10 protein-coding genes and 1 pseudogene are annotated in these 11,343 nt (G+C 70.8%); all 11 read left to right on the top strand.

From position 1 onward, the window contains the following. Positions 1–586 (top strand): annotated as a pseudogene (locus H0487_RS04260) (DNA repair protein RecN); the annotation flags it as partial. A gap of 29 nt (positions 587–615) precedes the next feature. Then, the gene (pyrG, locus tag H0487_RS04255; protein WP_183092990.1) at positions 616–2,295 is read left to right on the top strand and encodes a CTP synthase; all 1,680 of its coding nucleotides are present in this window, start codon (positions 616–618) and stop codon (positions 2,293–2,295) included. Continuing rightward, the gene (locus H0487_RS04250; RefSeq protein WP_312855815.1) at positions 2,292–2,879 is read left to right on the top strand and encodes an NUDIX domain-containing protein; all 588 of its coding nucleotides are present in this window, start codon (positions 2,292–2,294) and stop codon (positions 2,877–2,879) included. The genes pyrG and H0487_RS04250 overlap by 4 nt, the downstream gene beginning before the upstream one ends. Before the next feature lie 18 nt (positions 2,880–2,897). After that, positions 2,898–4,013, top strand: a complete 1,116-nt coding sequence (gene ald / locus H0487_RS04245; protein ID WP_183092981.1) for an alanine dehydrogenase — start codon at positions 2,898–2,900, stop codon at positions 4,011–4,013. 17 nt (positions 4,014–4,030) lie between these two features. Beyond that, the gene (gene xerD / locus H0487_RS04240; RefSeq protein WP_312855816.1) at positions 4,031–4,954 is read left to right on the top strand and encodes a site-specific tyrosine recombinase XerD; all 924 of its coding nucleotides are present in this window, start codon (positions 4,031–4,033) and stop codon (positions 4,952–4,954) included. After that, positions 4,947–7,466 carry a DEAD/DEAH box helicase gene (locus tag H0487_RS04235; protein ID WP_183092980.1) on the top strand — a complete coding sequence of 840 codons (2,520 nt, stop codon included), beginning with the start codon at positions 4,947–4,949 and terminating at the stop codon, positions 7,464–7,466. Before xerD ends, H0487_RS04235 begins: the two co-directional genes overlap by 8 nt. A gap of 240 nt (positions 7,467–7,706) precedes the next feature. Next, positions 7,707–8,633, top strand: a complete 927-nt coding sequence (locus H0487_RS04230) for a ParA family protein (protein WP_183092988.1) — start codon at positions 7,707–7,709, stop codon at positions 8,631–8,633. Further along, entirely contained in the window at positions 8,630–8,998 is a 369-nt protein-coding gene (locus H0487_RS04225) for a hypothetical protein (RefSeq protein WP_376766663.1), read from the top strand. The genes H0487_RS04230 and H0487_RS04225 overlap by 4 nt, the downstream gene beginning before the upstream one ends. Positions 8,999–9,005: 7 nt before the next feature. Further along, positions 9,006–9,884, top strand: coding sequence for a segregation and condensation protein A (locus tag H0487_RS04220; RefSeq protein ID WP_312855814.1), 879 nt, complete (start codon positions 9,006–9,008; stop codon positions 9,882–9,884). Then, positions 9,874–10,548 (top strand): SMC-Scp complex subunit ScpB, encoded by a 675-nt coding sequence (gene scpB / locus H0487_RS04215; protein WP_183092977.1) that lies wholly within the window; start codon positions 9,874–9,876, stop codon positions 10,546–10,548. The genes H0487_RS04220 and scpB overlap by 11 nt, the downstream gene beginning before the upstream one ends. After that, positions 10,545–11,312: a pseudouridine synthase gene (locus H0487_RS04210; protein ID WP_312855813.1), complete on the top strand. Its 768-nt coding sequence runs from the start codon at positions 10,545–10,547 to the stop codon at positions 11,310–11,312. Before scpB ends, H0487_RS04210 begins: the two co-directional genes overlap by 4 nt. Positions 11,313–11,343: the final 31 nt, after the last annotated feature.

Genomic DNA, 11,343 nt, shown 5'->3' with positions numbered 1-11,343 from the left:
CCTGCTCGCGATGCCGCACGCCCGGATCGCGGTCGAGGTCCGCGCCCGCGAGACCGAGGCGCCGAGTGACGCCGCCCACCCCGAGCCCGACGCGCTCCTCGTCGGCGACCGCTGGCTGCGGTTCACGAGCCACGGCCTCGACGAGGTCGAGATGCTGCTGGCCGCCAACACCGGCTCCGAGCCGCGCCCGCTCCACAAGGGCGCGTCCGGCGGTGAGCTGTCGCGGGTGATGCTGGCGGTCGAGGTGTGCCTCGCCGACACCAACCCGGTCCCCACGTTCGTCTTCGACGAGGTCGACGCCGGCGTCGGGGGAGCGGCCGCGGTGGAGATCGGCCGTCGCCTCGCCGCGCTCGCCCAGCACGCCCAGGTCGTCGTGGTGACCCACCTGCCGCAGGTCGCCGCGTTCGCCGACCGGCACGTCGTCGTCCGGAAGTCCTCCGACGGCACCGTCACCAGCTCCGGCCTCACCTCGCTCGACGACGCGGGCCGCGAGCAGGAGCTGTCGCGGATGCTCGCGGGGCTCGCCGGCTCCGACTCTGCACTTGCCCATGCCCGCGAGTTGCTCCAGATGGCACGGACTGACTGATCTGACTGATAGGCTCGAATCCCGTGAAGATGGCGCCACCGAGTGGAACGACGAAGCACCTGTTCGTGACCGGAGGCGTCGCCTCCTCGCTCGGGAAGGGACTCACGGCCTCGAGCCTCGGTCGGTTGCTCCGCAGCCGAGGTCTGCGCGTCACGATGCAGAAGCTCGACCCGTACCTCAACGTCGACCCGGGCACGATGAACCCGTTCCAGCACGGCGAGGTGTTCGTCACCAACGACGGCGCCGAGACCGACCTCGACATCGGGCACTACGAGCGCTTCCTCGACACCGACCTCGACCAGATCGCCAACGTGACGACGGGGCAGGTCTACTCGCGGGTCATCGCCAAGGAGCGCAAGGGCGAGTACCTCGGTGACACGGTCCAGGTGATCCCGCACATCACCAACGAGATCAAGGACCGGATCCTCGCCATGGGCCGCGGCCCGAACCCGGTCGACATCGTCATCACCGAGGTCGGCGGCACCGTCGGCGACATCGAGTCGCTGCCGTTCCTCGAGGCTGCGCGCCAGGTCCGCCACGACATCGGCCGCGACAACTGCTTCTTCCTCCACGTGTCGCTGGTGCCCTACATCGGGCCCTCCGGTGAGCTGAAGACCAAGCCGACCCAGCACTCGGTCGCCGCGCTGCGCCAGGTCGGCATCCAGCCCGACGCCGTCGTCTGCCGAGCCGACCGCGAGCTGCCGGACTCCATCAAGCGCAAGATCTCGCTGATGTGCGACGTCGACGAGGAGGCCGTGGTCACCGCGGCCGATGCGCCGTCGATCTACGACATCCCGAAGGTGCTGCACCGTGAGGGCCTCGACGCCTACGTCGTACGACGGCTCAACCTGCCGTTCCGCGACGTCGACTGGACCGACTGGGACGACCTGCTCCGCCGGGTGCACCACCCGAAGGAGGAGGTGACCGTGGCGCTGGTCGGCAAGTACGTCGACCTCCACGACGCCTATCTCTCGGTCGCCGAGGCGCTGCGGGCCGGCGGGTTCGCCCACGAGACCAGGATCGACCTGCGCTGGATCCCCTCCGACGAGTGCGAGACGCCGGCCGGCGCGGCCAAGCACCTCCACGACGTCGACGCGATCTGCGTGCCCGGCGGCTTCGGCATCCGCGGCCTGGAGGGCAAGCTCGGCGCGCTCACCTACGCGCGCACCCACAAGATCCCGACGCTGGGCCTGTGCCTCGGCCTGCAGTGCATGGTCATCGAGTACAGCCGCACCGTCCTCGGCCTGGAGAAGGCCGGATCGACAGAGTTCGACCCGGAGACCCCGGAGCCGGTCATCGCCACGATGGAGGAGCAGAAGACGATCGTCGACGGGTCGGGTGATCTCGGCGGCACGATGCGGCTCGGGCTCTACCCGGCCAAGCTCGCCGAGGGGTCGATCGTCGCCGACGTCTACGGCTCGGTGGAGATCGAGGAGCGGCACCGGCACCGTTACGAGGTCAACAACGCCTACCGCGACCGGCTCGAGGAGGGCGGCCTGGTGTTCTCAGGCCTCAACCCCGACCTGGACCTGGTGGAGTTCGTCGAGCTGCCCCGCGACGTCCACCCCTACTACGTGGCGACCCAGGCCCACCCCGAGCTGCGCTCGCGACCGACCCGCCCGCACCCGCTCTTCGCCGGCCTCATCGGTGCGGCGCTCGAGCGCCAGCGGGAGCTGGTCATCCCCATCGACGGCGCCGACGAGGCGTGACCGACCCGATCGCGGACAGCCCCGGCTCGTGGCCGGTGGTCGGTTCGACCGACCTCCACCGCGACGGCTGGGTGGTCGCCCTGCGGCGCGACCTCATCCGCCCGCCGGGTGACGAGGAGGCTGCCCCCTTCGGCCGGCTCGTCGTCGAGCACCCGGGGGCGGCGATGGTGCTCGCCATCGACGAGCGCGACGGGGTCGAGCACGTCTGCCTCATCCGCCAGTACCGACACCCCGGCGGTGGCACGTTCGTCGAGCTGCCCGCCGGGATCTGCGACGTCCCGGGGGAGGACCCGGTCGAGACCGCCCGTCGCGAGCTGCGCGAGGAGGTGTCCCTCGAGGCTGCGCACTGGGAGCACCTCGTCACGACGTACCCCTCGGTCGGGATCACCAGCGAGGTCCACCACCTCTACGTCGCCCGCGGCATCACCGCCGTCGAGACCGACTACGTGGCCCACCACGAGGAGGCGCACCTCGAGGTGTTCTGGGCGCCGGTCGACGACCTCGTCGCCGCGGTCCTCGACGGACGGGTCCAGGAGGGCCCGATGGTGATCGCAGCCCTCGCCTATGCCGCTACGCGTGGGTAATCACATAGGGTCGCTGACGTGAGAGTCGGCATCCCGAAGGAAGTCAAGAACCACGAGTACCGGGTCGCGATCACGCCCATCGGCGTGAACGAGCTGGTCGCCCACGGGCACGAGGTCGTCATCGAGACCGGCGCCGGTGCCGGATCCGGAATCACCGACGACCAGTACGTGGCCGCCGGGGCGACCATCCTCCCGACGGCGGACGACACCTGGGGCACCGCGGAGATGGTGCTCAAGGTCAAGGAGCCGGTCGCGGAGGAGTACCACCGGCTCCGTCCCGGCCTGCTGCTCTTCACCTACCTGCACCTCGCCGCGGACAAGCCGCTGACCGAGGAGCTGATGCAGCGTGAGGTGACCGCGATCGCCTACGAGACGGTCCAGCTCCCGTCCGGGGGCCTGCCGCTGCTCTACCCGATGTCCGAGGTCGCGGGCTGCCTGGCCCCGCAGGTCGGCGCCCACTCGCTGCTCAAGGCCAACGGCGGCAGCGGTGTCCTGCTCGGCGGCATCGGCGGTGTCGCCAACGCCAAGGTCGTCGTCATCGGCGCCGGCGTGGCCGGCCAGAACGCCGCCAACATCGCGCTCGGCATGGGCGCCGACGTGACGCTGCTCGACACCGACCTCGACAAGCTCCGGATGTCCTTCTGGCGCTACAACAACCGCGTCCACGGCCTGGCGTCGTCCAAGCTCGCGATCGAGGAGCAGGTCAAGCAGGCCGACCTCGTGATCGGCTCGGTCCTCATCCCGGGTGCCGCCGCGCCCAAGCTGGTCTCCAACGACCTGGTGGCACAGATGAAGCCGGGCTCGGTGCTCGTCGACATCGCGGTCGACCAGGGCGGCTGCTTCGAGGACACCCGGCCGACCACCCATGCCGACCCGACGTTCCCGGTCCACAACTCGATCTTCTACTGCGTCGCGAACATGCCCGGCGCGGTGCCGAACACGTCGACCTACGCACTGACCAACGCGACCATGCCCTACGCCGTCGCGCTGGCCGACAAGGGCTGGCAGCGTGCGTGCCGCGACGACGCCAGCCTGGCGCTCGGCCTCAACACCCATGCCGGCCGGCTCACCAACGGTCCGGTCGGCCAGGCGACCGGGATCGCGGCCGTCTCCCTCGACGAGGCGCTCGCCTGAGTACCCCGCCGGGGCCGATCGACCGGGCGGTCCGGACCTACCTCGACCACCTGAGCATCGAGAAGGGGCTCGCCGCCAACACCTTGTCGTCGTACCGGCGCGACCTGCGGCGCTACCGCGAGTTCCTCGACCAGCTGGCCGTGAGCACCCTCGACGCGATCACCGAGACGACGGTCACCGACTTCCTGGTGCGGCTCCGGGAGGGTGACGCGGTGCACCCGCCGCTCGGTGCCGCGTCGGCGGCGCGGACGGTCGTCGCGGTCCGCGGCTTCCACAAGTTCGCGGTCGCCGACGGCCTCGCGGCGCTCGACCCGGCGGCCGCCGTGAAGCCGCCGAGTCCCGCCAAGCGGCTTCCGAAGGCCCTCCCGCTCGGCGACGTCGAGGCGATCCTCGAGGCCGCCGGGGCTCCGGGTACGCCGCTCGCGTTGCGCGACCGCGCGCTGCTGGAGGTCCTCTACGGCACCGGTGCACGGATCAGCGAGGCGGTCGGGCTCGACGTCGACGACGTGGACGTCGCGGGTGAGGACGACACCGTCCTGCTGGCCGGCAAGGGCGGCAAGGAGCGCATCGTCCCGATCGGTTCCTACGCGCGCGACGCCGTCTCGGCGTACCTCGTGAGGGGACGACCGGCACTCTCCGCCGAGGGCAAGGGCACGCCCGCGCTGTTCCTCAACGCCCGGGGCGGTCGGCTCTCGCGGCAGTCGGCGTGGGCGGTCCTGGTCAAGGCCGCCGACCGGGCCGGAGTCACCAAGGACGTGTCGCCCCACACCCTCCGCCACTCGTTCGCGACCCACCTGCTCGACGGCGGCGCCGACGTGCGCGTCGTGCAGGAGCTCCTCGGGCACGCGTCGGTGACGACCACCCAGGTCTACACGCTCGTCACGGTCGACAACCTGCGCGAGGTCTTTGCGACCGCCCACCCGCGAGCCCGCCATGGGTGACCCCTCCGAGGTTGCCTACGACCGTCTGATGGCGCTCGTCGCGGACCGTGGGCTGGAGCTCTACCCCCACCAGGAGGAGGCGGTGCTCGAGCTCCTCGCCGGCAACAACGTCGTCCTCGCGACGCCGACCGGGTCGGGGAAGTCGCTGGTCGCGCTGGCGGCCCACATGGCAGCGCTGGCCGACGACCGGGTCAGCTTCTACACGGCGCCGATCAAGGCCCTGGTGAGCGAGAAGTTCTTCGAGCTCTGCGCCGTGTTCGGCGCCGACGACGTCGGGATGCTCACCGGCGACGTCGCCGTCAACGCGGATGCCCCGATCATCTGCTGCACGGCGGAGGTGCTGGCCAACATCGCGCTGCGCGAAGGGTCCGCCGCCGACGTCGGACTGGTGGTGATGGATGAGTTCCACTTCTACGGCGAACCCGGCCGCGGCTGGGCCTGGCAGGTGCCGCTCATCGAGCTGCCCCAGGCCCAGCACCTGTTGATGTCGGCCACGCTCGGTGACGTCACCGAGCTCGCGGCCGACATCACCCGGCGCAACGGTCGCGACACCGCGGTGGTCGACGACGCCGTACGGCCGGTGCCGCTGACGTTTTCGTGGTCGCTGACACCGACCGAGGAGACGCTCGAGGAGCTGGTGACGACCGGCCAGGGGCCCGTCTACGTCGTGCACTTCACCCAGGCTGCCGCCGTCGAGCACGCCACCGGCCTGCTCGCCCGGAAGACCCACGAGGCCTCCGCGGAGGCGCGGGCCGCGATCGCGGAGCGGCTCGCCGACGTGCGGTTCGCGGCCGGCTTCGGCAAGACGCTCTCGCAGCTTCTCCGGCGCGGCATCGGCGTCCACCACGCCGGGATGCTGCCGCGCTACCGCCGGCTCGTCGAGCAGCTCGCCCAGGCGGGTCTGCTGACGGTCATCTGCGGGACCGACACGCTCGGTGTCGGCATCAACGTGCCGATCCGCACCGTGCTGTTCACCGCGCTCGCCAAGTACGACGGCCAGCGCCAGCGGGTGCTGAAGTCCCGCGAGTTCCTCCAGATCGCGGGACGGGCGGGCCGGGCCGGCTTCGACACCGCCGGCTACGTCGTCGTGCAGGCACCCGAGCACGTCATCGAGAACGAGAAGGCCAAGGCGAAGTCCGAGGCCAAGAATGCCGCCATGAGCGAGGCGCAGCGCGCCAAGCGGTCGAGCAAGCCGACCCTGAAGAAGCCGCCGCCCGGGACGGTCGTGTGGACCGAGCAGACCTTCGACAAGCTGGTCGAGGGTCGGCCCGAGCCCCTCAAGTCGCAGATGAAGGTTGACAACGCGATGCTGGTCAACGTGCTCTCCCGCGAGGAGGACGCGTTCCCGGTCATGCGACGTCTGCTGACCGACAACCACGAGGACCGGCGCAGCCAGCTCCGGCTCGCGAAACGCGCCCTGCGGCTCACCCGGAGCCTGGTCGCGTCGGAGGTGCTCACCCGGCTCGACGAGGTCGACGCGTTCGGCCGCCGTTACGTTCTCACCGAGGCGCTGCCCGCGGACTTCGCGCTCAACCAGCCGCTGTCGCACTTCGCGCTGGCGGTGCTGGACGTGCTCGACCCGGCCGGCGAGACCTTCACCCTCGACGTGGTGTCCGTGGTCGAGGCGGTGCTCGAGGCGCCGCGGCCGCTGCTCTTCGCCCAGCAGCACGCCGCGCGTGGCGAGGCGATCGCCGCGCTCAAGGCGGAGGGAGTCGAGTACGAGGAGCGGATGACCCTCATCGAGGACGTCACGTGGCCGCAGCCGCTCGCCGACCTGCTGGAGCCGCTCTACGAGACCTACCGCGAACGGCACCCGTGGCTCTCGCCGGACGCGCTCGCGCCGAAGTCGGTGGTCCGGGAGATGTGGGAGCAGGGCATGGGGTTCACCGACCTGGTGAGCCGCTACCAGGTCGCCCGGTCGGAGGGGCTGGTCCTGCGCTACCTCACCGATGCCTACCGCGCGCTGCGCCAGACCGTGCCGGCGTCGCTGCGGACCGAGGAGCTCGACCTGCTCGTCGAGTGGCTGGGGGAGACGATCCGACAGGTCGACTCCTCGCTGCTGGACGAGTGGGAGGCGCTCACCGATCCTGACCACGCGTCGCGAGCGGTTCGTGAGCACGCCCCGCCGCCGCCCCCACGGCCGCTGAGCCAGCAGGGACGGGTCTTCGACGTGATGGTCCGCAACGCGCTGTGGCGTCGCGTCGACCTGGTCGCCCGCGACGACCTCGACGGGCTCGAGGCCCTCGAGAGCGAGCCGACGTTCGGTCGCGCCGAGTGGGACCAGGCGATCGGGGACTACTACGACGAGCACGACCGGGTCCTGACCGACGGCGACGCACGTGGCCCCGACCTGCTCGCGGTCGAGCGCCGGCCGAGCACCTGGGCGGTCACCCAGACCCTCCACGACCCCGAGGGGCACCACGACTGGGTGATCGAGGCCGAGGTCGACCTGGCCGCCTCGGACGAGGCGGGCGAGGCCGTCGTACGAACGGTGTCGATGCGCCGGTTGTAAGCCCTGGCCGACGGTCCCGCGTGTCTGCGCAATGTCGCCGTGTCGACAATGTTGACTGGAAGCCACGATCAGTTCAGGGCGGTGGGGAAGCCGCCCGTGACGGCTTCGAGGTGACGTTTCATGCTTGGTGGATTCCCGTCCGGTTCCAGCGCTCCTGACATGCCACCTCGGGCGAGAATCCCCGAGAGGACCCACGACGTGGACCAGGTGTCCGACCTGCTTCCCTTTGCCCGGCCGGAGATGCCTGCGGTCGATCCCGGGGCGGCCGCTGCTGCTGGCACCGCCGCGGATCCCGAGGTCCTGATCGAGGCGTCCGCCGCCGGCCGCCCGCTCGGCCCCACGGGTCGGCCGATGCCGGTCCTGCCCGACCCGAAGCCGATCACCGAGCACGGTCCGGCCCGGGTCATCTCGATGTGCAACCAGAAGGGTGGCGTCGGCAAGACCACGACGACCATCAACCTCGGTGCTGCCCTGGCCGAGTTCGGGCGCCGCGTCCTGCTCGTCGACTTCGACCCGCAGGGCTCGCTCTCCGTCGGTCTCGGGCTCAACCCGCACGAGATGGACATGACGGTCTACAACCTCCTCATGGACCGCGAGACGCGGATCGAGGACGTCGTCGTGCCCTCCGGCGTGCCCGGCATGGACCTGCTGCCCTCCAACATCGACCTGTCCGCCGCCGAGGTGCAGCTGGTCCACGAGGTCGCCCGCGAGCAGACCCTCCAGCGGGTGCTCGGCCCGGCGATCGCCCACTACGACGTCATCCTCATCGACTGTCAGCCGTCCCTGGGTCTGCTGACCGTCAACGCGCTGACGGCCTCGCACGGCGTCATCGTGCCGCTCGAGTGCGAGTACTTCGCCCTCCGCGGCGTCGCGCTGCTCAAGAACACCATCGACAAGGTGCAGGAGCGGCTCAACCCCCAGCTCGAGATCGACGGCGTGCTCGGCACCATGTTCGACGGCCGCACGCTGCACGGGCGCGAGGTCCTCGAGCGGCTCGTCCAGGCGTGGGAGGACAAGGTCTTCCACACCGTCATCCGCCGCACGGTGAAGTTCAGCGACTCCACGGTGGCGGGCGAGCCGATCACGTCGTACGCCTCGGAGTCGAGCGGCGCAGAGGCCTATCGGCAGCTGGCGAAGGAGGTGGCGCTCCGGTGCCTCGACGCGTGAGCCTGCCGACCGCCGACGACCTCTTCCGCCCCACCGCCGACCCCGAGGCGCCCGAACCGCAGGCGCCGAAGCGGGCTTCGGTGCGCGCCGTCCCGGACGCGCCGGCCGACGCAGCCGATGCGTCCGACGCGACGCAGGGAGAGAAGCGGCCCTCCGGACGGATCCGCCACGACGAGAAGATGACGGTCTACGTCACCTCCGAGGAGCTGATGGAGATCGAGCAGGTGCGCCTGCACCTGCGCGGTCGGCACGGCCTCGGGGTCGACCGCGGCCGACTCGTGCGCGAGGCGCTCGGCCTCGTGCTGGCCGACTTCGAGGCTCACGGGGAGGACTCCGCGCTGGTCAGGCGACTGCGTGAGCAATGATTCACCGGTGACGGTCGCCGGTCGAAGTGAGGAACGAAGTGCGTTCGAGGTCCGCCTCGACAACTTCGAGGGCCCTTTCGACCTGCTCCTGAGCCTGATCTCTAAGCACAAGCTGGACGTCACCGAGATCGCGCTGTCGCAGGTCACCGACGAGTTCATCGCCCACGCCAAGCAGCTGACGAACGACGACTCCATCGACCTGGAGGAGACCACGTCGTTCCTGCTCGTCGCGGCGACCCTGCTCGACCTCAAGGCGGCCCGGCTGCTGCCCCAGGGTGATGTCGAGGACGAGGAGGACCTCGCGCTGCTCGAGGCGCGCGACCTGCTCTTCGCGCGACTGCTGCAGTACAAGGCCTACAAGCAGATCGCCGGCGTGCTCGACGCCCGGCTCTCCGCCGAGGCGCGTCGTCACCCGCGTGCCGTCGGCCTGGAGGAGCGGTTCGCCAACCTGCTGCCCGAGGTCCTCATCGGCATCGGGCTCGAGCAGTTCGCCGGCCTGGCCGCGAAGGCGCTCGAGCCGAAGGTCGAGGCCGAGCTCACCCTCCACCACATCCACGCCCCGGCGGTCAGCGTGCGCGAGCAGGCAGCGATCGTCATGGAGCGGCTCCAGCGGTCGGGCACGATGACCTTCCGCGCGCTGTGCGGCGACTCACCGGACACCCTCACGACCGTCGCCCGGTTCCTGTCGCTGCTCGAGCTCTTCCGCGAGGGGGCCGTCGCCTTCGAGCAGGTCACCGCCCTCGGCGAGCTCACGGTCCGGTGGACCGGCAGCGAGGACGTCGACGTCGAGGAGCTCATCACCGACGAGTTCGACGGTCAGCCGGTGCTGCCCGAGGGCGAGTCCGAGACCCCCACCGATCCAGAGGAGACCACTGATGACGACTGAGGAGGTCCTCGCCGTCCCCCTGGCCGAGCTGCGACCCGCTCTCGAGGCGGTGCTCATGGTCGCCGACCAGCCGCTCGACACCCTCGCGCTCGCGTCCGCCGTCGGCTACCCCGAGGGTGAGGTCACCGCGGCCCTGACCGGCCTCGCGGCCGAGTACGACGAGCAGGGTCGCGGCTTCGAGCTGCGCAACGTGGCCGGGGGCTGGCGCTTCTACACGCGTGACGAGTACGCAGGAGTGGTCGAGGCGTTCGTGCTCGACGGCCAGCAGGCGCGGCTCACCCAGGCCGCCCTCGAGACGCTCGCGGTCGTCGCCTACCAGCAGCCCGTCTCCCGCGCCCGGGTCTCGGCGATCCGCGGCGTCAACGTCGACGGCGTCATGCGCACCCTCGTCAACCGCGGCCTCGTGGAGGAGGCCGGCCACGACGGTGAGCACGGCGCGACGCTCTATCGCACCACGTCGTACTTCCTCGAGCGGATCGGTGTGGTCTCCCTCGAGGACCTGCCCGAGCTGGCGCCGTACCTCCCGGGGATCGAGGACATGGAGGAGGAGCTGGCTGCTGCCGCACATGTGCCCGAGGCACCTGCCCCTGACGACGTCGCGGGGGAGCCCGAGGCCGCTGCCGCCCCGGACACGGACACCGATCCCGTCGAAGGCACCGAGTGACCCGCGAGATCGAGACCGACGCGGAGGGACTCGTCCGTCTGCAGAAGCTGCTCGCGCAGTCCGGAGTCGCGTCGCGGCGCAAGTGCGAGGAGCTCATGCTCGACGGCGAGGTCGAGGTCGACGGGGAGGTCGTCACCCGGCTCGGCACCAAGGTCGACCCGCGGGTCGCGGTCATCAAGGTGTCGGGACAGCGGTTGCCGCCGCTGAGCGACCACGTCTACCTGGTCCTCAACAAGCCGACGGGCGTGGTGTCGACGATGTCGGACCCGGAGGGGCGCCGCACGATCACCGACGTGGTCGCCGACCGGCTCGCGGCCGACCCGGCGCTCCGGCTCTTCCACGTCGGGCGGCTCGACACCGACACCTCGGGCCTGCTGCTGCTCACCAACGACGGTGAGTTCGCGCACCGGATGGCGCACCCGTCGTTCGAGGTCGAGAAGACCTACGTCGCCGAGGTCACCGGCCGCCTGGCCAAGGGCACCCTCGCCGACCTGCTCGAGGGCGTCACCCTCGACGACGGCCCCGTGGAGGTACGACGGGCCCGGGTGATCGACGCTGCCGCGGAGAAGTCGATCATCGAGCTGGTCATCCACGAGGGCCGCAACCGGATCGTGCGACGGCTGCTCGAGCACGTCGGTCACCCGGTCCGCAAGCTCACCCGCACCCGGTTCGGACCGGTCGACCTCGGGACGCTCAAGGCCGGGACCACCCGCGAGCTCACCAACGACGAGCTGGGCGCGCTCCTCGACGGCGTCGGGCTCTGAGACGTGCAGGTAAAGATTGGGCAACTCGGCG

Origin of the sequence: Nocardioides stalactiti (genome assembly GCF_014180715.1) — a bacterium.
Taxonomy (GTDB): domain Bacteria; phylum Actinomycetota; class Actinomycetes; order Propionibacteriales; family Nocardioidaceae; genus Nocardioides; species Nocardioides stalactiti.
The sequence above is the reverse complement of the archived record's forward strand: the minus strand, read 5'-3'. Positions and strand labels throughout refer to the sequence as shown.

Bases quoted from the DNA above. Each gene is read 5' to 3' on its own strand.
- scpB (WP_183092977.1), top strand. From the start codon at position 9,874: ATGACGACTGAGGAGGTCCTCGCCGTCCCCCTGGCCGAGCTGCGACCC.
- pyrG (WP_183092990.1), top strand. From the start codon at position 616: ATGGCGCCACCGAGTGGAACGACGAAGCACCTGTTCGTGACCGGAGGC.
- H0487_RS04230 (WP_183092988.1), top strand. From the start codon at position 7,707: ATGCCTGCGGTCGATCCCGGGGCGGCCGCTGCTGCTGGCACCGCCGCG.
- H0487_RS04235 (WP_183092980.1), top strand. From the start codon at position 4,947: ATGGGTGACCCCTCCGAGGTTGCCTACGACCGTCTGATGGCGCTCGTC.